The following is a 23,356-nucleotide window of genomic DNA, read 5'->3' as shown; positions in this document are numbered from 1 at the left end:
GGATACTAAGTGATGGGCGTCAGGCGCCGGCCATCCACTTGAGCATCAAGCCGGTGATGTAGGCCAGCACCGTGCCGGTGGCATAGCCCACCGTACCCAGCAGCACGCCCACCGGCGCCAGGCTGGGATGGAACGCCGCCGCCACCACCGGTGCCGACGCGGCCGCGCCGACATTGCCCTGCGAACCGATGGCCAGGAAGAACATCGGCGCCTTGAGCAGGCGCCCGACCACGTACAGCAGCAGCACGTGGGTGCCCATCCAGATCACCCCCAGCAGGAACAGCCACGGCCGTTCCAGCAGCGACAGCAGGTCCATCTGCATGCCGATGCAGGCGATCAGGAAGTACAGGAACAGGGTGCCGATCCGCGAGGCGCCGACCGCTTCCAGTTCGCGCGCGCGGGTGAAGCTCAGCGCCAGGCCGGCGAAGGTGGACAGCATCACCACCCACACGAACTGGTTGTCCAGCGACGCCTGCCTGGCGAAGCTGAGGTTGGCCGAACACCACGCCGCCAGCGGCGCGGCCAGCGCATGCGCCGCGCCCACCACGCCCAGGCCGACGCCGACGATGATCATCAGGTCGGTCAGGGTGGGAATCCGCGCGCTGCGGGCCTGGTAGTCGGCGATGCGCCGCTTCATGTCGTCGATGGCCGAGGTATCGGCGCCGTTGCGCGCATCGATGGACTGGGCTCGCCCGGCCAGCCAGATCAGCGCCGGCATCAGCAGGATGCTGGCGCAGACCACGTCCACCACCGCGAACTGGCCGAAGGTGGTGGCATCGACATTGAAGGTCTCGCGCATCGCGGCCATGTTGGCGCCGCCGCCGATCCAGCTGCCGGCCAGCGCGGCCATGCCGGCCCAGGTATCCCCGGCCACGGTGGGCGGGTGGATCAGCTTCATCGCCTGGAAGGAAACCAGCGCGCCCAGCATGATGCCCACGGTGCCGGTGACGAACATCACCAGCAGCTTCGGGCCGAGCCGGGCGATGCCCTTCAGGTCGATCGACAGGGTCAGCAGCACCAGTGCCGCCGGCAGCAGCACGTCGCGGGCGATCGGGTTGTAGAGCTTGGTGCCATGGCCGTCGATCAGGCCGGCGGTGTTGTAGATCGCCGGCACGAAGTAGCACAGCAGCAGGCCGGGCACCCAGGTGAAGACTTTGCGCCAGAACGGGGTCGGCCCGCTGGCCAGCCAGAAGATCAGCGCCAGGGTCGCGGCGATGAGTCCCAGTCCGACGATGTCGTTGCTGATGAGGGCGGGGGTGCTTTCGGTCGGCATACGGCCTGTTCCTGTCGATCGAAGGGAAACAAAAACGCCACGTTGATGACGTGGCGTGGGGGAGCGAAGCCTAGCATGCCGGCGGTGGCCTTGGGCCCGGCGGCGGGAGGCCCTGCCTGCCGCCGCGCGGGGCGATGCCGGTGCGGGCGCCACCACGCGGTGGCGGGGAACCGGGCCAAGCGCTCAGCCCGCTCCCGCCATCGCGCGCAGGGTGATGCCGACCACGTAGGCCGCGCCGGTACCCACCGCGTAGCCCAGGGTGCCGAGCAGCACGCCCACCGGGGCCAGCGCCGGATGGAACGCCGAGGCCAGCACCGGCGCCGAGGCCGGGCCGCCGATGTTGCTCTGCGAGGCGATGGCGAAATAGAAGAACGGCACCCGCAGCAGCTTGCCGGCCAGCCACAGCAGCACGATGTGCACGCCGATCCACAGCACGCCCAGGGCGAACAGCCACGGCTTCTCCAGCAGCGCCAGCAGGTCCATCTGCATGCCGATGCAGGCGATCAGGAAGTACAGAAACATCGAGCCCCACTTGGAGGCGCCCACGCCTTCGAGCTCGCGCGCGCGGGTGAAGCTCAGGCCCAGGCCGATGAGCGTGGCCAGCAGCACCACCCAGACGAACGGCTTGTCCAGGCTCACCGAGGCCGACCAGCCGACATGCGCCGCGAACCAGGCCGACAGCGGCCCGGCCACCGCGTGCGAGATCGCCACCGCGCCGAACGCCACGCCCGCCATCACCATCAGGTCGCCCAGCGCGGGAATCCGCGCGTGTTGCGCCTGGTAGCTGGCGACGCGGTCGCGCAGGTCGTCCAGGGCGGTGGTGTCCGCGCCGCTGCGCCGGTCCAGCGCCGGGGCGCGCGAGGCGAAGAAGATCAGCACCGCCATCCACACGTAGCCGACGCCGACGTCGACCACCGCGAACTGGCCGAAGGTGGTCGCGTCGACCTCGAAGATCTCCTTCATCGCCAGCATGTTGGCGCCGCCGCCGATCCAGCTGCCGGCCAGCGCGGCCATGCCGCCCCAGGTGCTGCCGGCCACCGTCTCGGGATGGACCACGCCCATCAGCCAGAACGCCACCAGCGCGCCGAGCATGATGCTCAGCACCGCCGCCACGTACATGGCCAGCATCTTCCAGCCCAGGCCGAGGATGCCCTTCAGGTCGATGGACAGCGTGAGCAGCACCAGCGCCGCCGGCAGGAACACGTCGCGCGCGATCGGGTTGTAGAGCCGGGTGGTCTCGCCGTCGATCAGCCCGAAGGTGTTGTAGACCCCGGGAATGAAGTAGCACAGCAGCAGCGCCGGCACGACGCCGTAGAACTTCCTGAGCAGCCGGTTGCTGCTGGTCGATGTCCAGAAAATCGCGCCCAGCGTGGCGGCGATCAGGCCGAACACGATGATGTCGTTGCTGATGAGTGCGCCGGATGCGGCTGCCGTCATCGTCTGTTCCCCTGGTTGCATGAGCGGGGCAACGCCCCTGCCCGATCAAGAAAGCCTGCAGCGCGGCCGCTCCGTGCAGGAGACAGGGATTGCGCAGGACCCATCACCACGGCGACTCCCTCGCCCCCATCCCGCGCGTCCACGCGCCGGGCACCACGTCACTTCACCGCCGGACCGGCGGCGTGTCCCGCCCGGGCGTCACCCCGGCGCGGGTTGCCGCGGGCGATGGCCGCGCACTGCCGCGCATGCCCGGCATGCCCAGCCAACGGGCCTTGGGCGAATCGGGCCGGCGCCGCGGGCGGGCGGGTGCGGCGTGCCGGCACCCGGCCCCCCATCGCCGGCGGCCCGGCAACCGCGGCATGCGCGGCGGATGCCTGAGGCTGGGAGAGGCCGCGCCACTTTCCCCGCGGCCCGGCCACGGGCGAGCGCGTGCCGGCGCGCCCGGGTGGCGGCCCCCGGAACAAAAGGGCGCGCCGATGGCGCGCCCCTCCCCGCACGGGGTCATTGCCCGATGTGCTGCTTCAGCCAGGCGTTGACCGTGTCGTGCCACTGCACGCTGTTGTGCGGCTTGAGCACCCAGTGGTTCTCGTCCGGGAAGTACAGGAACCTGGATTCGATGCCCTTGCGCTGCAGCGCGGTGAAGGTGGCCAGGCCCTGCTCCACCGGGATGCGGTAATCCAGCTGGCCCTGCACCACCAGCATCGGCTTGCGCCAGTTGGCGACGTGGTTGACCGGGTTGAACTTCTCGTAGTTCTGCGGGACGTCGTACGGGGTGCCGCCCTGCTCCCACTCGGTGAACCACAGCTCCTCGGTGGCATAGCCCATCGCGCGCTGGTCGAACACGCCGTCATGGTTGACCAGGCACTTCCACGGCTCGTTCCAGTTGCCGGCGATCCAGTTGACCATGAAGCCGCCGTAGCTGGCGCCCAGCGCACACGCCTTGTCGCCGTCGAGGAAGCCGTACTTCTGCTGCGCCGCGGCCCAGCCCTTCTGCAGGTCTTCCAGCGGGCGGTCGCCCCAGTGCTGGCTGATCGCGTCGGTGAACGCCTGGCCATAGCCGGTGGAGCCATGGAAATCGATCATCACCACCGCATAGCCCTGGCCGGCGTAAGTCTGCGGGTTCCAGCGGTAGCTCCAGCCGTTGCCGAAGCTGCCCTGCGGGCCACCGTGGATCAGGAACGCGACCGGGTACTTGCGGCCGGCCTGGTAGTCGTGCGGCTTGACCACGTAGCCGTGCACGGTCTCGTCGTTCCAGCCCTTGAACGAGAACTGCTCGAAATCACCGAAAGCCACCTCCGGCAGCATCTCGCCGGCGCTGGGGGTGATCGCGCGCAGCGGCGCGCCGGCAGCGGGGGTGCCGGTGAACACCTGGTCGCCGCTCTTGAGCGAGTTGCGGGTGAAGGCCAGCGTCTGCCCGGCCACGTCGAAGGACGAAATGCTGCCCTCGCCGACCACCTTGCTGACCGCGCCATCGGCCACCTGCACCGCGAACAGCGGGTGCTCGCCCATGTCCTGCGCGGTGGTGTACAGGGTAGCGCCATCGGCCGACAGGGTGATGCCGTCGGCCGAGCGGTCCCACTGCGGGGCGATCTCGCGGGTCTTGCCGCTGGCCAGGTCCAGCGCCATCAAGCCGAAGCGGTCGGCTTCGAAGCCCGGGCGCTTCATCGCGCGGTAGTACAGGGTCTTGCCGTCGGCGCTGAACACCGGGCCGGCGTCCCACGCCGGGTTGGCGGCGGTCAGGTTGACCGGTGCGGCCTTGCCGCTGGCGTCGAGCTTGTACAGGTCGAAGTTGGTCGACCACGGCTCCTGCCGGCCCTGCACGCGGATGCTGGCGACCACCGAGGTTCCATCCGGCGACCACACGAAGTCCTCGTTGCCGCCGAACGGCTTGGACGGCGCGTCGCCGGCCAGGCCGGCACTGATCGCCGTGGCGGTCTTGCCCGCGGCCGCGCCGGCGGCCGGCAGCGGCGCCACGAACAGGGTGTTGCGGCGGCCGTCGGCCCAGGTATCCCAGTGGCGCACGAACATGCTGTCGAACACGACGCCGCTGCTCCTGGATTGTTCGCGCTGCTTGAGCCGGGTGGCGGTGCAGGCCAGGTCCGAAGCGCACTCCTGGAACGCGCCGGCGCTGAACAGCACGCGGTCGCCCTGCGGCGAGACCCGGTAGCTGTCCACGTCCAGTGCGAAGTCGGTCAGCTGGCGCGGCGCGCCGCCGGCCACCGGCATCGCGTACAGCTGCTGGCTGCCGTTCTTGGCGCTGAGGAAGTACACGGTGCGGCCATCGGCCGACAGTGCGGCCGAGTTGACGTTCCAGCCCTCCGGCGAGAGCCGCTTCGGCGGTGCCAGGTCGCGGGTGCGCAGGTCGCGGATCCACAGGCTGCTGCTGGCCTTCAGGTCGGCGTCGACCACGCGCTTGGCGAAGATCACCTGCGCGCCATCGGCGGTGAGCAGCGGCGCGGACACGCGGTCCAGCTTCACCATGTCGCGGACTTCGAAGCCGCGGGCGCTGGCCAGCGAGGGCAGCGCGGCAAGCAGGCACAACGGCAACAGGGCGTGACGGAGCTTCATGGGATTCTCCCGGAACAAGGCAGGCAAACCATGGATGGTAGGCGCGGCCGGGCGTCGCGCGCAAAGGCTTGAAGTCATGCCTGGCCCCCCGCAACGACAAGGCCCCGCCGGAGCGGGGCCTTGCGCGGTGGATCATCGCCCGGGTGCGGACATCAGCCCTTGGCCGGCGTCGCCTGCTCGCCCTTGCGGCCGACCCGGTACAGCAGCCAGCCGACCAGGAACAGCACCGCCAGGCCCACCCACTGCGCCGCGGCGCCGAGGCTTAGCGGCAGCGCCAGCACGTCCGGGTTCTGGGTGATCACGATCGGCAGGGCGATGGCGATGCCCATCAGCGCCTCGCCGGTGATCAGGCCGGCGGAGAACAGCACGCCGGGGCGATGCACGCGGTCCAGCGCCTCTTCGTCGTCGGCGCGCACCTTGTGGAAGCGCGCGACCAGGTGGGCCAGCAGGCCGCCGAGGAAGATCGGCACCATCAGCTCCAGCGGCAGGTAGATGCCGATGGCCGCGGCCAGCACCGGCACGCGGAAGCGCTTGCCGGTCTTCTTCAGCCAGCCGTCGATGGCGATCACCACCGCGCCGATCACGCCGCCGATGATGATCATGGTCCAGGGCAGGTCGCCGCCGAACAGGCCCTTGGCGACCGAGGCCATCAGGTTGGCCTGCGGCGCCGGCAGCGTCTTGGAGCCGATGCCATAGGCCTCCTGCAGCAGGTTCAGCACCGGCGCCATGATCAGCGCGCAGGAGAACGCGCCGATGCCCAGCATCAGCTGCTGCTTCCACGGCGTGGCACCGACCAGGTAACCGGTCTTGAGGTCCTGCAGGTTGTCGCCGCCGACCGCGGCCGCGCAGCACACCACCGCGCCGATCATGATCGCCGCCACCGCGCCCAGCGGCGCGCCGCCGACCTGCACCTTGCCGTCGTCGCCCAGCAGCATCAGCAGCACCACCGAGGCGAACAGGATGGTGGCGATGGTGATGCCCGAGACCGGGTTGTTGGACGAGCCCACCAGGCCGGCCAGGTAGCCGGACACCGAGACGAACAGGAAGCCGGCCACGATCATGATGATCGTCATCGGCACGCTGACCAGCCACTGGCCGACGATGGCCTGGTACAGCGCCAGCAGCGGCAGCACGAACAGCACCAGCGCCACCAGCATCCACTTCATCGGCAGGTCGCGCTCGGTCTCGGCCAGCGGCACCGCGCCGGCACTCTTGCGCGCGGCGGCGAAGCCGCTCTTGATCCCGGCCAGCAGCGACTTGCGCAGCGAGAACAGCGTCCACACCCCGCCCACCAGCATCGCGCCGACGCCGAGGAAGCGGATCTTGGACGACCAGATGGCGAACGCCGCATCGGCCGCCGGCGCGCCGGCGATGCCGGCGGCCAGTTGCGGATCACTGCCCAGGAACAGCGCGTGGTACAGCGGGATGGCGATGTGCCAGGACAGGATCGCGCCGGACAGCACCACGATGCCGACATTGAGGCCGACGATGTAGCCCACGCCCAGCAGCGCCGGCGACAGCCCGGTGCCGAGGTAGCCGATCACCTTGTTGTTGGCGAAGTAGCCGGCGACCGCCCAGCTGTCGGGAATCACCTTCAGGCCATTGGCCGCGGCCAGCTTGACCACGCCGCCGATGGCGGCCGACAGGCCGAGGATCTTCAGCCCCGGCCCGGGGTTCTCGCCGGCCTTGAGCACTTCGGCCGCGGCCTTGCCTTCGGGGAACGGCAGCGGTTCCTCGACGATCATCGAGCGCCGCAGCGGCACCGAGAACAGCACGCCGAGCAGGCCGCCGAGGCCGGCGATGCCCAGCACCCACCAGTATTTGAAGTCGGGCCAGTAGCCCATCAGGATCAGCGCCGGGATGGTGAAGATCACGCCCGCGGCGATCGACGAACCGGCCGAGGCGCCGGTCTGGACGATGTTGTTCTCGAGGATGGTGCCGCCGCCGAGCAGGCGCAGCACGCCCATCGAGACGACCGCGGCGGGAATGGCCGTGGCCACGGTCAGGCCCGCGAACAGGCCCAGGTAGGCGTTGGCGGCGGACAGCACCACCGCCAGCACGATGGCCAGGACCACCGCGCGGAAGGTGAGCTGCGGGGGTGCAGCATTGTTCATGGAAATTTCCGGCTGGCAAAAAACGTTGCCACGCTAACGTCCGCTTAACGGCAAGTCCAGCCGTACCGCAGCATGCGCGACGTGCCATGCGGCCTGTCGCACCCCGGCACCGGGCCACGGCGACACCCGCATCCGCGTCCGCCCGGCGGCCGGGCCAGCACATGCGCCGGCGGGCACCGCCGGGCCCGTCCCGCGCACGGCTCCTATACTTGCCGCCGACTCCGCAGCCGGCGCCCCGATGCACGCAATCCCCGCCTCCCCGTCCAGCGACTTCCTCGGCCACCCCAAGGGGGTCTACGTCTGCTTCTTCACCGAAATGTGGGAGCGCTTTTCGTTCTACGGGATGAAGGCGCTGCTGCTGCTGTACCTGACCAAGTACCACCTGTTCGGCGACAAGGCCGGGCTGGACCTGCTGGGCGCCTACGGCGGGCTGGTGTACTGCGTGCCGGTGTTCGGCGGCCTGCTCGCCGACCGCTGGCTGGGCATGCGCAAGGCGGTGGTGTTCGGCGGCATCCTGCTGGTGCTCGGCCACCTGGGCATGGCCTTCGAGGGCCACGCCGCGCACCGCGTCGGCGGCGAGGTGGTGCGCGACGACGCCGCGCTGGGCGCGACCTACCTGTCGCTGGCACTGATCGTGATGGGCGTGGGCTTCCTCAAGCCCAACATCTCCACCATCGTCGGCAAGCTGTACCCGGACAACGACCCACGCCGCGATTCGGGCTTCTCGCTGTTCTACGCCGGCATCAACCTCGGCGCGCTGTTCGCCTCGCTGGTCTGCGGCTTCCTCGGCGAGGCCTACGGCTGGAAATACGGCTTCGGTGCCGCCGGCATCGGCATGCTGGTCGGCCTGGCCATGTTCCTGTGGGGGCAGAAATACCTGCAGGGCCACGCCGAGCCGCCACGGCCGCAGGCGCTGCGCGAGCGGGTGGCCGGACTGCCGCGCGAATGGCTGATCTACGCCGTCGCCATCGCCGGGGTGGTGCCGGTGGCGGCGCTGATGTGGGCCGCGGCCAACGGCGCCTTCGCCCTGGGCGGCGAGATCAGCCTGGCGCTGATGCTGATGGTCGTGGTGCTGGGCGGCGTGCTGCTGTGGTTCGCCTGGTTCACCGGTACCCGCTGCACCCCGGTGCAGCGCCAGCAGATGATCGCGCTGATGGCGCTGATCTTCATGGCACTGGTGTTCTTCACCCTGTACGAACAGACCTACGGTTCGTGGGTCACCTTCACCGACCGCCTGCTGAGCAAGGACCTGGTGCCGTCGCTGGTGATCCGCGACGGCACCCCGCTGCCGTGGTCGATCGCTTCGCTGCTGCTGGCGCCACTGGGTTTCGTGGTCGCCGCGCGCCTGTCCGAACGCACCCCCGGCTCGGGCGCGCCGCGCCTGCTGTTCACCATGATCGTCGCGGCGATGCTGGTGCTGCTGCTGCGCGACTGCCTGGTGCTGCCGCAGACCGCCGGTTCGCTGACCTACCTGGGCGCGCTGTTCCTGGTGCTGCTGGCGCCACTGTTCGCCGCGTTGTGGGCGTGGCTGGACCGGCGCGGGCTGGATCCGTCCAAGCCGGTGAAATCCTCGTTCGGGCTGCTGTTCGGGGCGCTGTCGTTCGTGCCGCTGGCACTGGCCGCGCAGCAGGTCGGTGCCAGCGGGCAGATGGCCAGCGTGTGGTGGCTGGTACTGGCCTACCTGGTCCTGGAGATCGGCGAGATGTGCCTGTCGCCGGTGGGACTGTCGGCCGTCACCCAACTGGCGGCCCCGCGCGTGGTCAGCCTGATGATGGGCACCTGGTTCCTGGCCACCGCCTTTTCCGAAACCCTGGCCGCACTGTTCGGCAAGCTCGCCGCCATCGACGTGCCCGAAGGCGAAGTGATGGACATCGCGCAGGCCGCGGCCCGCTACGAACACCTGTTCTGGCTGCTGATGTGGATCGGCCTGGGCTGCGCCGTGCTCGCCCTGCTCGCCGCGCCGCTGCTGAAGCGGATGATGCACGGGGTGCGCTGAGGGCGCGCCCTGGCCGGAACCCCAACGGCGCCAGTCGGCGCCGCTGGGGTCATGGCGGGCATGCGCCCCCTACTTCGCGGTGTCGCCCCCCAGGTGCCGCGACAGGAACGACGCACCTTCACCTTCCCTGCCCCTCCCTGATCGCCTCGTCCATGGAGGCCGATTCTCGCCACGCGGCAAGCCCATGTGCACGGGAGCGGCCGCCTGCGCGGCTCAGAAATCGACGTCCAGATTCACGTACACCGCGCGCCCCTGGATGCCGTAGATGTTCTGGTAGAACGGATACCAGGTCATGCTCGTGTCCCGGGGCCCGTAGCGGTCGAACAGGTTGGTCACGTCCACGCCCAGGCGCACGTTGCCGGTGATCTTCTTCGACAGGCTGGCGTTCCACTGCACGTAGGACCGCAGCTGCGCGCTGGCCTGGTAGTTCACCCGCGCGCCGTTGCGGTAACCATAGACGCTGGCCGACCATTCGCCGCGGTTCCAGCCCAGCGTCCAGTTGCTGCGCGAGCGGAAAGCCAGCGGCTGGTTGCCGCAGCTGTAGGTGGCCGAATAGGAGCAGCCCATGTAGTCCTGCCACGGGTCGCCGGCGGCGACCTGCACGTCGTAGCCCAGCGTGCGGCTGTAGCCGGCGTTCAGGCTGAAGTCGCCGAACCTGCCCCCGCTCCAGGCGTAATTCAGGCTCGCGTCCACGCCCTTGGTACGCACGCCCGCCTGGTTGATGGCGTCCAGGAAGTACCCGGTCACCTTGCCCGCCGCGTCGCGCTGCACATAGGCCAGGTACACCGCGCAGGCACCGGAATTGGGATCGACCGGCGTGCCATCCACGCGCTTGCCGAGCAGGCAGCTGGCGTTCTCGCTCATCAGCGTGGCGGTATCCAGGTACTGGCTCTTGCCCTTGAGCGTGATCTCCCAGTAGTCGGCACTGAGCGACAGCCGGTCGGTCACGTCCCAGACGATGCCCAGGCCGTTGGAGGTGGCGGTTTCCTCATGCAGTCGGCGGTTGTTTCCGCCTTCCACGTACCAGGCACTTTCGTGGTGGTCGGCCCCGCACTGGGCGAGCCCGGCCGTCGTGGTCAGGTCCAGGCCGTCGCGGCGGCACAGGTAGTAATTGGTGATGTAGTCGTCATAGTTGGTCACCGGCTCGCCGTAGAGCCACATGATGTTGGGCGCCATGAAGCTGGTCTGCCGGCTGGCGCGCAGCAGCAGGTTGTCGAACGGCCGCCATTCGAGGCTGGCCTGCCAGGTGATCGCGTCGCCGACGTCGGAGATGTCGTCGTACGTGTCCCAGCGCCCGGCCACGTTGGCGACCACACGCTGCAGCAGCGGGATGCGGAACTCGACGCCGGCACCGTAGCGGTCGCGTGGCCCGCCACCGGACACGCCGGTGTGGTTGAAGGTCCTGTCGGCGCCTGTATACGTCCCGAGGCTGCGTCGATCCGGACGCAGTTCGTACTTCGAATGCGAGGCCTCGAACACCGAGGCCATCTCCACGTCGCCGGCCGGCAGCGCGAACAGCGCACCGTCGAGGACGAACTGCGCCTGCAGGGTCTGCGACAGGTTGCGGTTGCGGATGGTATCCACCATCGACGCGTATTGTTGCGGGTTGATGGGCCCGAACAGCACCGACGGATCGATGCGGTACAGCGGCGCACCATCGACCTCGCCCAGCGCCTCGCCGAACAGGTAGCGGTGCACGCGGTCGGTCATCAGCTGCTTCCAGCTGCTCTTCATCTCGTCGCGCGACAGGCTGACGCTGGCGTCCCAGTCCAAGCGCGCGCCCAAGGTGCCGCGCACGCCGGCGTTGGCGCTGATCGTGGTCTCGTCCCACACCCGCATCGGCGCGCCGCCGATGTCGTTGGGGTCGAGCGCGCGCCAGTACTCGAACTGGCCGATGTCCACATCATGCGCGCTGCCGGCGTTATACAGGTACATGCTGGTGCGGTGCGCGGCCTCGCTGCGCGAGCGCTGCACCAGCAGCTGCCCATACCCTTCCAGCGCGTCGTTGAAACGGAAATGGCCGGACACGTAAGCCGAGGTCTTGTCGTGCTTGTTGGCCAGGGTGTCGCCGTCGTAGTAGTTGGCGTTGCCACAGGCATACGGCCGCGCAGCGCTGGCCGAGCCGTACATCGGGAAGTAGTTGCGCCCGAGGCTGCGGCAGGTGTGCTCCAGCGCCGCGGTGGCCGTCGCCGGATCGACATCGCCGGCGTAGAGCAGCCGCCCGTCGCTGCCGAGCCAGTAGTAATCGTTGTAACCGGCGTCCATCAGCGCCGTGTCCAGGCCGAAGGTGGGGCGGTTGCTGCCCGCATTGCCCGGCGCGTTCATGCCGGTGCGGATGATGTTGCCGCGCTGCCAGGAGAAGATCGGCTCGCGGTTCAGCTGTTCGAACGCATAGGTGACGCTGCCGCGGTCCCATGCCTTGCCGCCACTGAACTGGAACTGCCCGATATCGCCGCCGCCACGCGTGGTGGTGCCGCCGCGCACGCGCAGGTGGTTTCCTTCCCAGTTGTCGCGGGTGACGATGTTGACCACGCCGGCGACGGCATCGTAACCGTAGATGGCCGACGCGCCGCCGTTGAGGACTTCGATGCGCTCCACCACCACCGCGGGAATGCTGCCGACGCTGACGCCGGTGGAGGCGGCGCCGGAGCTGGCCGCGTACTCGGTCATGCGCTTGCCGTTGAGCAGGATCAGCTGGTAACCGACACCCAGCCCGCGCAGATTGAGGAACGCGGCATCGGGCTGGGTGGAGCTGGCGTTGAACTCGCCGCCGACCACGTCGCCGTTGAACTGGGTCAGCGTCTGCAGCGTCTCGGCCACGGTGCTGTAGCCCTGCTTGCGGATGTCCTCGCTGGTGATCACCACCACCGGCGATGGCCCTTCGACCGCGGTGCGCTTGATCCGCGAGCCGGTGACCTCGACCTTGTCCAGGGTGCGCGCGACATCGCCCGCATCGACCTGTCCGCTGGCCGCGTCCGGTGCCGCCTGCTGCGCATGCGCGGCGCTGGCGGCCAGTGCCGCGGCCGGCACCGCCAGGCCCATGAAGACCGCGACTGCAAGGCGGCGATGCTGCGGTTGTTGCGGGCGTTTGGACATCATGGTTCGTCTCCCCGTTGCTCGGCGTGGTTCGGCTGGAAGGCACTGCGGCGATGGCGATCTGTCGCGAAGGACGGCGTTGTCCCTTTTCCGGGCGCGACGGCGGGCTCCGGCGCTGCGCATCGCAACACCGGAATAAGCGGCACCAGGCCCGGGCACGTTCCGGTCGTATGGCGGCCCTGCGGGCACGCTTCCCCGGAACATGACGGCGATCCTAGGCGCGTCGCCCGCGGTCACGCATCGGGAGAAACCCCGATTGTTCGCATGCCGTGGCGGCGTCCGCCGGCGTGGTACCGGCGCGTTCGAGGCGACGACGAAACCGCTTTGAAAATGACGCCTGCGCAGTGGCTCCAGGCGCGCGTGTATGCGGTATCGTTGCCGCGGTCGACGCAGGCCGCGACAGCACGCGCGCCGTCGCTGCACTTTGCGTCTGGCCATGCCGATCGCATCCGCGGACATCGCCGCGCATGACCGACACCACCTTCTCGAACAGACCGGGGAAAAGATGAAGATCCAGGCACCACGCATGGCCGTTCTTGCACTCGCACTGGTTTCCGTCGGCATCGCGCCGGCGCTGCGCGCCGCGCCCGGCGCCGGCGACCGGCCCGGTTGTGGCGCGCCGCCGGCATCGGCCAGCGCGCAGGCCAGGCGCGATGCGTTCGACGCAGCGATGCGCGCGCATGGCATTCCCGGCGCACAGTTGATCCATACCCGCGACGGCATCTCCGAGGCGTACTGCCATGGCGTGCTCGACGCCCGCGCGGCGGCCACGGTCGGCGACGACACCGTGTTCCAGGCTGCCTCGTTGTCCAAGGTCGTCGCCGCCTACATCGCGCTGCGTCTGGTCGACGCCGGACAGCTGGACCTCGACAAGCCGCTGTGGGACTACTGGCAATCGCCCAGGACCCGGGACAACCCGTTGGCGCGGCGGATCACCACGCGCATGGTGCTCGACCACACCAGCGGCCTGCCCAACTGGCAGATATCGCCGTCGAACCCGGCGATCGACCACACGCCGCTGCAAAGCAAGTTCGCACCGGGCGGGCACTATGCTTACTCCGGCGAAGGCTTCTACCTGCTGCAGCGCACGCTTGAGCACCTCACCGGCAGCAGCTGGAATGCGCTGGCCGCGCGCGAAGTGTTCTCGCGGTTCGACATGCCCAGCAGCAGCTACCTTACCGACCCGGCCCTGCACGCGCGCAACGCCAATGGCCACGCAGGGAATGGCAGCGCCGAACCCGAGCGCATATTCGCCTGGGAGAACACCGCCTGGACGCTGGTCACCAACGCCCATGACTACGACAACTTCATCCAGCGGGCGTTGTACCGCGGCGAAGGCCTGCGCCCGGACACGCATGCGTTGATGTTCGCGCCGTCCAGCGATGCCGACGACCCGGCGGCGCCCAGCCCGGCCGATGCGTTCATCACCTGGGGCCTGGGCGTCGGACTGCAGGACGCCGATGGCCGGCGCCTGGCCTGGCACTGGGGCGACAACCCCGGCTTCAAGGCGTTCTTCATGCTCGACCCGGCCAGCGGTGAAAGCCTGGTGCTGTTCACCAACAGCGAGAACGGACCGGCCGCCTACAAGCAGGTGCTGCGCACGTTCATGGGGCCGGGCAGCTACCCGGCGGTCGACTGGTCCAGCGCGCAGGATTGAGGCGGCATTGAGGCGGCACGGCAAAGGCCGGTTGCGGGCATGCCGCAACCGGCGCGGTCGTCGCGGTCACCCCGCGCTCAGCCCCATACCGCCGGTTGTGGCATCGACATGCGGCCCTGCTGGTACACGATGCCGCCCGGCCAGTCCTCGGCCTGCAGCCAGGGGCCATCCAGGTCGCAGACCTCACACAGCTGCGCCAGCACCATGCCCGGCGCGACCGATACCGAGCCGCCCAGCATGCAGCCGACCATCAGCCGGAACCCGGCCGCGCGCGCGGCGCTGGCCAGTTCCAGCGCGGCGGTGAGGCCCCCGGTCTTGTCCAGCTTGATGTTGACGAACTGGTAGCGTCCGGCCAGCGCGGGCAGATCCTCGCGCGTCGACAGCGCCTCGTCGGCGCAGACCGGGATCGCGCCGTCGTAGCCCAGCAGCCCGTCACTGTCGGCCACCGCGACCGGCTGTTCGAGCAGGTCCACCGCGAATGGCTGCAGCGCCGGCACGTAGGCCCGCAGTTCCTCCACGCTCCACGACTGGTTGGCATCGACGATCAGCCGCGCCCGCGGCGCGCCGCGGCGCACCGCGGCCACCGCATCCACCGGCGAGCCCTTGCCGACCTTGACCTTGAGCCAGGGATAAGCGGCATGCGCCCGCGCGGCGGCCTCGTAGGCGGCGATGTCGCGGATGCCGATGGTCACCGCGCTGTCGACCGGCCGCCAATGGGCGATGCCGGCCCGGGTCCAGGCCGGCACCCCGCTTTGCCTGGCCTCCAGGTCCCACAGCGCGGCGTCCAGCGCATGCCGGGCGCCGCCGGCCGGCAGCAGCCGCAGCAGCGCGTGGCGGTCGCAGCCGCGCTCCAGTGCCGGGCGCACCTGTTCGATCTGCGCGAGCATGCTTTCCGGGGTCTCGCCGTGATAGCCGACGCCACCGGCCTCGCCGCGGCCGACCCGGCCGTCCTCGTGCAGCTCGACGATGACCACGCGCGCCTCGCTGCGCACGCCGCGGGCGATCGCGAACGGCTCCCTCAGTTTCCAGGCATGCGGCCTGGCATGCAGCGTGCGCATGGCCATGCCCTCAACCCATGATCGAGGCGAGCACCCGGTCCAGGTCGCTGCGCATCGGGTCGAAAGCGGGCACGCCCAGCTCGCGCTCGGCACGCGCCAGGGCCTCCTGCGCAGCGGCGGCATCCAGCGCCGAGGTATTCAGGCTCACCCCGACCAGGCGCGCAGCGGGGTTGGTCAGGCGCGCGGCCTGCAGGTACAGGTCGCGCGCCACCGCCAGCCCCGGCACCGGGTAGTCCGGCCAGCTGACCAGGTGCGTGCGCAGCGGGTCGTGGCACAGCACCAGGCCGTCGGCCTGCGAACCGTGCAGCAGGCCCAGGGTCACCCCGGCATAGGCCGGGTGGAACAGCGAGCCCTGGCCTTCGATCAGGTCCCAGTGGTCGGGCGCGGCGTCGGGCGAAATGCACTCGGCCGCGCCGGCGATGAAATCGGCGATCACCGCGTCCACCGCGATGCCGGCGCCGGCGATCATGATGCCGGTCTGGCCGGTGGCGCGGAAATCGGCATCGATGCCCTGCCCGCGCATCGCCCGCGCCAGCGCCAGCGCGGTGTATTTCTTGCCCAGCGCGCAGTCGGTACCGACCATGGCCACGCGCTTGCCGCTGCGCCGCTTGCCGGTGGCGCGCGGCAGGTTGTCCGGCGGCCGGCGCACGTCCACCAGGCGCACGCCCGAACGCAGCGCCGCCTGTGCCAGGCCGGGCACCGATTCCAGCGGCGTGTGCAGGCCGCTGACGATGTCCAGGCCCGCCTCCACCGCGGCGATCAACAGCGGGCTCCAATGCGCGGGAATGCGCCCGCCGACCGGGGTCACGCCGATCACCAGCGAGCGTGCGCCGGCCGCGGCCGCGGCGGCCGGGTCCAGCTCCGCCAGGCCGAGGTCGATGGTGCCGCCGGGCAACCGCGTCTGGCCGATGCAGTCCGGTGCGCTCCAGTCGCGCAGGCCGAAGGCGGTCTTGGCCTTCAGCGGGTTGGTTTCCTCGCCCAGGAACAACAGGTAGGGCATGTGCAGGATCACCCTGCCGGCGGCCGCGCTCATGGCCTGGCCTCGCTTCCCACCTGTTGCCGTTCGTTCGTGTAATGCATGGTCGCCACCTTTGCCCGGGCTGGAACTGATCGTCGCCATTCGACCATACCGGGGAACGCCCCGAATCGGGAAAAACCCGCATATTCCCGGCCAGCTGCCACGGCCGGCCGCGGCCGGTGCGCGGCGCTTGCCAGCGCTACGGGCCACTGCTACATAGCCACGATGCCGCGCGCCGCCCGCGCCCTTCCGGAGACGCCATGCTGATGCTCGATGCCCCACCCTGCGCGCGCGCCGATGGCCTGGCGTCCGCGCGCGCGGCGCTGGTGAAGGCGCTGGACATGGCGTCGCTGTGGCAGGCGTGCGCGACACTGATCAACGCCGCCCTGCCGTGCCATTCGTGCAGCCTGCTGTTCGACATCGACGGCTACCAGCCGCTGCAGGGCCGGCATCACCTGGCCACCGCCGGCGACGACGGGGCGCGCCTGGTGACCAGCCTGGAAGTCGCCGCGCCCTACCTGGACGCCAATCCGCGGATCCGCTGGTACACGTTCTCGCAGATCGCCTCGCAGGACGCGCTGGCGCCGGAGCGGCTCAAGGCGCAGAACCCGGCGCCGGGCTGGCGCGAGTTCATCCACCTGGCGTTCTGGGACGGCACCCGGCTGGAAGCGGTACTGAGCATCCGCATCCTCACCGCCCATACCGAGCTGTCCGACGCCGAGCTGGCGTTCCTGGCCGAGCTGTATCCGTTGCTGGACGCCAGCCTGCAGCGGGTGCGCATGCTCGAATCCGACCGGCTGCGGCACAAGGCCGTGGAGGACCTGCTGTACGCGCTGCCGCTGGCCGCGTTGCTGGTGGACGGCAACCTGGTGCCGTCGTACATGTCGCGCGAGGCCAAGCGCATCTGCCGGCGCTGGAGCACCGATACGGAACGCGACGGTTGCCTGCCGCGTGCGATCGAACTGCCGCTGCGGCGCTGGATGGAGGGCGCCGCCGGCACGGCGGCGGCAGCCGGCCAGCGCGCCACTTTCACCGTGGCGCATCCGCAGCGCCCGACGCAGTCCCTGCGCGTGGAGATCAGTTCGGCGCCCGGCAATTCACTCCGCCACGCCCAGCACCTGCTGATCCTGGCTGCCGATGGCGAGGGCGACGACGCTGGTGACGCCGCTTCCGCGCGCAGCCTGCCCCTGCTCACGTGCCTGTCGCCGAGCGAGCGCAAGGTCGCCGGGCTGGTTGCCTCGGGGCTGCGCAACGACGCCATCGCCGAGCGCCTGTGCCGTTCGCGCAAGACCATCGAATCGCAGATCAGCTCGATCTTCCGCAAGTTGAACGTGAGCAACCGCACGCAGTTGGCGCGGCTGCTGAACTGAGCCGCCGACGCATGCGGCCATTCGAGCCGCGGCCGACGGACTGAACAACCCGCGCCCGGACCGGGCGCACTCCGCGCGCGCCCGGCGCATGGCGCGATCACCACCCCCGACCGGCCTCGACGGACCCGGCGCGCGCGGTGCGCATCGCCGGACCACCGGCGCCGTGCCGGCGGCGGGATGACGCCATTCAACGGGCAGGCAGGGCTGTCTGGTCAGCGTGGCCGCGGTGGCGGCGGCACCGTCGCGACCACCCGCCGCCGCATGCTGCGGCGGGCCCCGGTGCATGCTTCAGCGCGGCGCCGCTGCCGCCTGCGCGCGTCGTACCGCTTCCAGCACCGGCGCCAGCGGCAGCGCCGCGGCGGTGCCGCGGTGCCCGTGCACGGTGTGCGCGCGGAACAGCGAGTTGACGATGGCTTCCTCGGTCGCCTCGGCGGCGGCCTGGAACAGCGGCGACATGGCTTCGCCGGCCACGCTGCGCGCCGGCTGCGCCGCCACCTCCGGGTCGCGCAGGTTCTCGCTGGCGGTCGAGAACGCGATGACGTAATCGCCCGAGCCGTTGGACATGACCGAGCCGGTGCGCGCCAGCCCGACCAGCGCCCGCTTCGCCAGCCGCTGCAGCTGCGCCGCGTCCAGCGGGGCATCGGTGGCCACCACCATCATGATGCTGCCGTCGCCGGTGCTCGGCGGCGGCACCGCGACGCTGCGCGCATGCGCCGCCGGATCCGGCAGCACCTTCCACACCGGCACCCCGGCGATGGTGAGTTCGCCGCCGAAATTGCTCTGCACCAGCACCCCGACCGTGTAGCCGCCATCGGCCGCGGGCAGCCGCCGCGAACTGGTGCCGATGCCACCCTTCCAGCCGAACGCGACCGTGCCGGCGCCGGCGCCGACATCGCCCTCCTCGACCTCGGTACGCGACACCGTGGTCAGCGCGCGCTCCACCAGCGCCGGGGTCAGCGGGCGCGCGCGGATGTCGCTGAGGTAACCATCGTTGGTTTCGCCCACCACCGGGTTGATCGAGCGCACCTGCTCCATGCCCGGCTGGCGCAGCAGCCAGTCCACCGCCGCGTCGGCGACCTTCCAGGTGCTCAGCGTGCCGGTCAGCAGGATCGGGGTTTCCAGTTCGCCCAGTTCCTGCACCTGGGTGATGCCGGCCAGCTTGCCGTAGCCGTTGCCGACCACGATCGCCGCCGGCACCCGCTGCCGGTACGGGTTGCCGGCGTGCGGCAGGATCGCGGTGACCCCGGTATGCAGGCGCGTGCCCTCGCGCAGCGTGGCATGGCCGACCCCGACCCCGGCCACGTCGGTGATCGCGTTGCGCGGCCCGACCGGCAGCGTGCCGATCACCACGCCCGCCTCGCGCGCACGCGGCCGCTGTTCGGCGGCGGGCGTGGCGGATGTGGCGCCGGCGGCGGCCAGGGCGAGCAGCAGGAGGGACCAGCGCTTCATCATTCGACTATCTCCAGCAGGACACGGGGACATGGCGGCACGGTACAGCAAGCCCTGCGGCTGCGGTCACGCGTCCCGGCCGCGGCCCGCTCCGGCGGCCACGACGCCTGTGATGCTGGCGCTGGAACGGGGCCGGCGCATCGGGGGAAATCCCCATTCTGGGCGCGGCGGCGCGCGCCCCGGGCCACGGCCTGGGCTGCGCCTCAGTGCGCGGCCGGTCGTTCGTACCAGCCCCGCGACCGGTTGACGATGTGGACCACCGACAGCATCACCGGCACCTCGACCAGCACGCCGACCACTGTTGCCAGCGCCGCCCCCGAATGCACGCCAAACACGCTCACCGCGGTGGCCACCGCCAGTTCGAAGAAGTTGCTGGCGCCGATCAGCGCCGACGGACCGGCCACGCAATGGGCCACGCCCAGCTTGCGGTTCAGCAGGTACGCCAGCCCCGAATTGAAGTAGACCTGGATCAGGATGGGCACCGCCAGCATCGCGATGACCAGCGGCTGCGCCAGGATCTGCCGGCCCTGGAAGCCGAACAGCAGCACCAGCATCAGCAGCAGCGCCGCCAGTGACAGCGGGCCGAGCCGGGCCAGCCAGCGGTCGAGCCGGGCCTGTCCGCCCTTGCGCATCCCCCAGGCACGCAGGCACGTGGCGATGATCACCGGCACCACGATGTACAGCCCCACGGAGATGGCCAGCGTGGCCCATGGCACGGTGATCGAGGAAATGCCGAGCAACAGCGCGACCAGCGGCGCGAACGCCACCACCATGATCGCGTCGTTCAAGGCCACCTGGCTGAGGGTGAACGCCGCGTCGCCGCGGCACAGGTTGCTCCACACGAACACCATCGCGGTGCATGGCGCGGCCGCCAGCAGGATCAGGCCGGCGATGTAGGAATCCACCTGGTCGGCCGGCAACCACGGTCCGAACACGTGGCGCAGGAACAACCAGCCCAGCAGGGCCATCGAAAACGGCTTCACCGCCCAGTTGATGAACAGCGTGGTGCCGATGCCGCGCCAGTGCCGGCCGACCTGGCGCAGCGCGCCGAAATCCACCTTCATCAGCATGGGCACGATCATCACCCAGATGAGCGCGGCCACCGGCAGGTTCACCTGCGCCCATTCGATGCTGCCCAGGCGCACGAAAACGGAAGGCAACTGGTGGCCCAGCAACGTGCCCACCACGATGCAGAGCGCCACCCACAGGGTCAGGTAGCGCTCAAAGAAGCCCATGCGTGGCGCCGCGTCACTCACCGGCGCCGTCCCCGGCGCCGATCGCGCCGATGCCGTCGAGCGCGGCCTGGAGCCCGGCACGGTCGTGCCAAAGCGCAGCCGGAAGTGCGAGCAAGGCCTTCAGCCGGGCCTGGATGACACGATGGGCCTGCTTGAACGCGGCACGCTTGTGGTCATCGCTGCCATCGGCCGCTGCCGGGTCGGGCAACCCCCAATGGGTGCGCAGGAAATCGCCGAAGACCACCGGACAGGTCTCCGCCGCGGCCGCGTCGCACACGGTCACCACCAGGTCCATGCGCGGCGCGTCCGCCATGGTGAATTCGTCCCAGGACTTGCTGCGCAGCCCGGCAGTGGAAATTCCCTCGGCCCGCAGCTGGGCCAGCGCGAACGGGTTCACCGTGCCAGTGGGCCGGCTGCCGGCGCTGAATGCCATGAAACGGTCCCCGGCCCACGCCCGCAGCGTGGCTTCGGCCAGGACGCTGCGGGCACTGTTGCCGGTACACAGGAAAAGCACGTTGTGGGTCATGGGCGGGGGTGTCGTGTGGGGAAAGACAGGGCGCGGCAGTGACCGGCCGCGCGCTCAGCAGGCGCAGGCGGGCGCGTTCGCCGGCGCGCATGCGGCACCGGGCGAACCGGCACAGCAGTTATGGGTGAGGTACTGGATCAGGCCGTTCATCGCCTGGAAGTTGGCGCGGTAGCAGACGTATCGGCCCTGGCTTTCGCTCACCACCAGGCCGGCAAGCACCAGTTCCTTCAGGTGGAAGGACAACGTTGCACCGGGAACACCCAGCGCCTCGCCGATGTCGCCGGCCACGCGTCCGTCGGGGCCGGCCTCGACCAGCAGACGGAAGGCCGCCAGCCGGGTCGCATGTCCCAGCGCGGTCAGGGTAGCGATTGCACCATTCGTTTCCATTTTTCTAGAATAATCGAATGATTAAGCCCGAACAATCCTCCTTCGACCTCCCCACCCATCTGGATACCGGCCTGCTTCCCGCGCCCATGCACCAACCCGCGGGTTCCGACGACCGGCATCGGCCCCGCATCCTGTTGCTGTACGGCTCGCTGCGGCCGCAGTCGTTCAGCCGCAAGCTGGCACGGGAAGCCGAGCGCATCCTGCAGTACCTCGGTGCCGAGACCCGGGTGTTCGATCCGCACGACCTGCCCATGCTGGACAGCGTGGACCGGCAGCATCCGAAGGTGCAGCAACTGCGCGAGTGGTCGCAGTGGTCCGAAGGCCAGGTCTGGGTGTCGCCCGAGCGCCACGGCACCGTCACCGGCGTGTTCAAGAACCAGATCGACTGGCTGCCACTGGAAGACGGCAGCGTGCGGCCGACCCAGGGCAATACCCTGGCGGTGATGCAGGTCAGCGGCGGCTCGCAGTCGTTCAACGTGGTCAACACCCTGCGCGTGCTGGGCCGCTGGATGCGCATGCTCACCATCCCCAACCAGTCCTCGGTGGCCAAGGCCTGGCAGGAGTTCGACGACGACGGCCGCATGAAGCCCTCGCCGTACTACGACCGGGTGGTGGACGTGATGGAGGAACTGATGAAGTTCACCCTGCTGGTGCGCGGCCACGGCGAGCATCTGGTGGACCGCTACAGCGAGCGCAAGGGCGCGGAGCAGGCGCGACGCATCGCGCGGGCGGCCGCGGTGACGGAATGACGGAATGACGCCGCGCTCCGGCGGCACGCCGACCGCCCCCCGCGTATCGCGCCGCGCCGCAGCGCACGGCACAGGGCAGGTGAAAAAGAAAAAGCCCTCGGCAGCGAGGGCTTTTCCAGGAGTACCAGGCGATCTACCGCCGCGGCATCAGAACGGAATGTCGTCGTCGGCGAAGTCGTCCATCGGCGGCGGGGCCGGCTGCTGCGCGGGCGCCTGCCGCTGCGGGCGCTGGCCGTAACCGCCGCCGCCCTGGTCCTGGTTGCCATAGCCACCGCCCTGCGGGCGCGGGGCCGACTGGCGCTGCGGGCGTTCACCGCCGCCGTAACCGCCACCACCGCCGCCACCCTCGCCACGGCCGCCGAGCATCTGCATCTCGTTGGCGACGATGTCGGTGGTGTACTTCTCCACGCCGTCCTGCCCGGTGAACTTGTCGTAGCGGATCTCGCCTTCGACGTAGACCTGCGAGCCCTTGCGCAGGTACTCGCCGGCGATCTCGCCGAGCTTGCCGAAGAACACCACGCGGTGCCATTCGGTGCGTTCCTGGTTGTTGCCGTCGCGGTCCTTGCGCACGCTGGTGGTGGCCAGGCTGATGCGGGTCACGGCCATGCCGCTCTGGGTGTACTTCACGTCCGGGTCGTTGCCGAGGTTGCCGACCAGGATGACTTTGTTGATGCCGCGGGCCATGGGATTCGCTCTTTGCGTTGTGTGCCGGGGTATGTGCCGGCTGCAGCCGGCATCCGTGGGTCCCGGTGCAGGTGCCGGGACGGAACGGGACATGGGATGGTAGCAACCCATCCCGTTCCCGCCCACCCTGCCGGCTCAGCCGGCGTCGTGCACCGACAGGCTGGCGAGGTAGTTGCCTACATCGGCGGGCCATTGCCGGAAGTGCATGGCAAGGGCGGCGGTGTCGCCCGCGAACAGCGCGCGGCTGGCCTCCTCGAAGCCTGGCAGGTCCCCGGCCAGCACCCGCATCGCCTGGTACTGCGCCTCGCGGCGCTGGCGCAGGTCGCCCGCCCCCTCGTCCTCCCGGCGCGCCTGCTCGACCAGCCGGCGCAGGGCCGCCGAGGCCCCGCCGGGCTGCGCCGCCAGCCATTCCCAGTGGCGCGGCAGCAGGGTGACTTCGCGCGCCACCACGCCCAGCCGCGGGCGCCCGCGCTCCCTGGGCAGGGGTTTTCCGCTCCCGTCCGCAACCGCGAAGCGCACGGGCAGCCGTTCCAGCACCTGCGCGGCATCGCCGCGCAGGTCCAGGTCCACGCTCTGCCCGGTGCGGTCGTCCAGCACCAGCAGCGGGCGCCCGTGCGCACCAGTGCCCGCGCGCGCGGCAGCCTCCCGCGCCACGTCGCGCAGCGCGCCGCGGACCAGCAGCCGGCTGCCGTCGAACAGGGCGTGGGGCGCCTTCAGGGGATCGTTCATGCAACGGCTC

The 23,356-nt window shown here is 70.2% G+C and carries 17 protein-coding genes; 4 read left to right on the top strand and 13 right to left on the bottom strand.

Features of this window, described 5'->3' with window-relative positions; genetic code table 11:
- Positions 1-19 precede the first annotated feature (19 nt).
- The 4 genes from ACJ7VY_RS04920 to ACJ7VY_RS04905 all read right to left on the bottom strand — a co-directional run bounded on the left by ACJ7VY_RS04920 (position 20) and on the right by ACJ7VY_RS04905 (position 7,392).
- Positions 20-1,273: a DUF819 domain-containing protein gene (locus tag ACJ7VY_RS04920; protein ID WP_104938333.1), complete on the bottom strand. Its 1,254-nt coding sequence runs from the start codon at positions 1,271-1,273 to the stop codon at positions 20-22.
- 183 nt (positions 1,274-1,456) lie between these two features.
- Positions 1,457-2,710 carry a DUF819 domain-containing protein gene (locus ACJ7VY_RS04915; RefSeq protein ID WP_104938332.1) on the bottom strand — a complete coding sequence of 418 codons (1,254 nt, stop codon included), beginning with the start codon at positions 2,708-2,710 and terminating at the stop codon, positions 1,457-1,459.
- A 501-nt stretch (positions 2,711-3,211) separates the two neighbouring features.
- Complete coding sequence (locus ACJ7VY_RS04910; RefSeq protein ID WP_409476481.1) at positions 3,212-5,356, bottom strand: prolyl oligopeptidase family serine peptidase; 2,145 nt, start codon at positions 5,354-5,356, stop codon at positions 3,212-3,214.
- Positions 5,357-5,430: 74 nt separating this feature from the next.
- Positions 5,431-7,392 carry an OPT family oligopeptide transporter gene (locus ACJ7VY_RS04905; protein ID WP_104938331.1) on the bottom strand — a complete coding sequence of 654 codons (1,962 nt, stop codon included), beginning with the start codon at positions 7,390-7,392 and terminating at the stop codon, positions 5,431-5,433.
- A 238-nt stretch (positions 7,393-7,630) separates the two neighbouring features.
- Between ACJ7VY_RS04905 and ACJ7VY_RS04900 the strand changes: the two genes are divergently transcribed.
- Complete coding sequence (locus tag ACJ7VY_RS04900; RefSeq protein WP_409476480.1) at positions 7,631-9,388, top strand: peptide MFS transporter; 1,758 nt, start codon at positions 7,631-7,633, stop codon at positions 9,386-9,388.
- Between the two features lie 213 nt (positions 9,389-9,601).
- Here ACJ7VY_RS04900 and ACJ7VY_RS04895 read toward each other — a convergent pair whose 3' ends face one another.
- On the bottom strand, positions 9,602-12,487 hold the full coding sequence (locus tag ACJ7VY_RS04895) for a TonB-dependent receptor plug domain-containing protein (RefSeq protein ID WP_409476479.1): 2,886 nt from the start codon (positions 12,485-12,487) through the stop codon (positions 9,602-9,604).
- 523 nt (positions 12,488-13,010) lie between these two features.
- Here ACJ7VY_RS04895 and ACJ7VY_RS04890 point away from each other — a divergent pair.
- Positions 13,011-14,141 (top strand): serine hydrolase domain-containing protein, encoded by a 1,131-nt coding sequence (locus ACJ7VY_RS04890; RefSeq protein ID WP_409476478.1) that lies wholly within the window; start codon positions 13,011-13,013, stop codon positions 14,139-14,141.
- A 77-nt stretch (positions 14,142-14,218) separates the two neighbouring features.
- On the opposite strand, the gene dgcA is transcribed toward ACJ7VY_RS04890, so the two are convergent.
- The gene (dgcA, locus tag ACJ7VY_RS04885; protein ID WP_161614103.1) at positions 14,219-15,205 is read right to left on the bottom strand and encodes an N-acetyl-D-Glu racemase DgcA; all 987 of its coding nucleotides are present in this window, start codon (positions 15,203-15,205) and stop codon (positions 14,219-14,221) included.
- A gap of 4 nt (positions 15,206-15,209) precedes the next feature.
- Positions 15,210-16,232: a DUF1611 domain-containing protein gene (locus tag ACJ7VY_RS04880; RefSeq protein ID WP_161614102.1), complete on the bottom strand. Its 1,023-nt coding sequence runs from the start codon at positions 16,230-16,232 to the stop codon at positions 15,210-15,212.
- Positions 16,233-16,477: 245 nt separating this feature from the next.
- On the opposite strand from ACJ7VY_RS04880, the gene ACJ7VY_RS04875 reads away from it, so the two are divergent.
- Positions 16,478-17,587, top strand: a complete 1,110-nt coding sequence (locus ACJ7VY_RS04875) for a helix-turn-helix transcriptional regulator (RefSeq protein WP_409476477.1) — start codon at positions 16,478-16,480, stop codon at positions 17,585-17,587.
- Positions 17,588-17,875: 288 nt separating this feature from the next.
- Here ACJ7VY_RS04875 and ACJ7VY_RS04870 read toward each other — a convergent pair whose 3' ends face one another.
- The 4 genes from ACJ7VY_RS04870 to ACJ7VY_RS04855 all read right to left on the bottom strand — a co-directional run bounded on the left by ACJ7VY_RS04870 (position 17,876) and on the right by ACJ7VY_RS04855 (position 21,184).
- Positions 17,876-19,036: a P1 family peptidase gene (locus ACJ7VY_RS04870; protein WP_409476476.1), complete on the bottom strand. Its 1,161-nt coding sequence runs from the start codon at positions 19,034-19,036 to the stop codon at positions 17,876-17,878.
- 203 nt (positions 19,037-19,239) lie between these two features.
- Positions 19,240-20,271 carry an ACR3 family arsenite efflux transporter gene (gene arsB, locus ACJ7VY_RS04865; protein WP_409476475.1) on the bottom strand — a complete coding sequence of 344 codons (1,032 nt, stop codon included), beginning with the start codon at positions 20,269-20,271 and terminating at the stop codon, positions 19,240-19,242.
- A 13-nt stretch (positions 20,272-20,284) separates the two neighbouring features.
- Positions 20,285-20,797, bottom strand: a complete 513-nt coding sequence (locus tag ACJ7VY_RS04860; protein ID WP_409476474.1) for an arsenate reductase ArsC — start codon at positions 20,795-20,797, stop codon at positions 20,285-20,287.
- Between the two features lie 54 nt (positions 20,798-20,851).
- On the bottom strand, positions 20,852-21,184 hold the full coding sequence (locus ACJ7VY_RS04855) for an ArsR/SmtB family transcription factor (RefSeq protein WP_409476473.1): 333 nt from the start codon (positions 21,182-21,184) through the stop codon (positions 20,852-20,854).
- A gap of 17 nt (positions 21,185-21,201) precedes the next feature.
- On the opposite strand from ACJ7VY_RS04855, the gene arsH reads away from it, so the two are divergent.
- Positions 21,202-21,933 (top strand): arsenical resistance protein ArsH, encoded by a 732-nt coding sequence (gene arsH, locus ACJ7VY_RS04850; RefSeq protein WP_409476472.1) that lies wholly within the window; start codon positions 21,202-21,204, stop codon positions 21,931-21,933.
- Positions 21,934-22,080: 147 nt separating this feature from the next.
- Here arsH and ACJ7VY_RS04845 read toward each other — a convergent pair whose 3' ends face one another.
- On the bottom strand, positions 22,081-22,617 hold the full coding sequence (locus ACJ7VY_RS04845; RefSeq protein ID WP_104938320.1) for a single-stranded DNA-binding protein: 537 nt from the start codon (positions 22,615-22,617) through the stop codon (positions 22,081-22,083).
- A 135-nt stretch (positions 22,618-22,752) separates the two neighbouring features.
- Positions 22,753-23,346 carry a DUF2239 family protein gene (locus ACJ7VY_RS04840; RefSeq protein ID WP_409476471.1) on the bottom strand — a complete coding sequence of 198 codons (594 nt, stop codon included), beginning with the start codon at positions 23,344-23,346 and terminating at the stop codon, positions 22,753-22,755.
- Between the last annotated feature and the right edge of the window lie 10 nt (positions 23,347-23,356).

This window comes from Stenotrophomonas sp. Y-13 (assembly GCF_046267925.1).
GTDB lineage: Bacteria > Pseudomonadota > Gammaproteobacteria > Xanthomonadales > Xanthomonadaceae > Stenotrophomonas > Stenotrophomonas acidaminiphila_A.
This window is presented reverse-complemented; position numbering and strand designations above follow the sequence as displayed.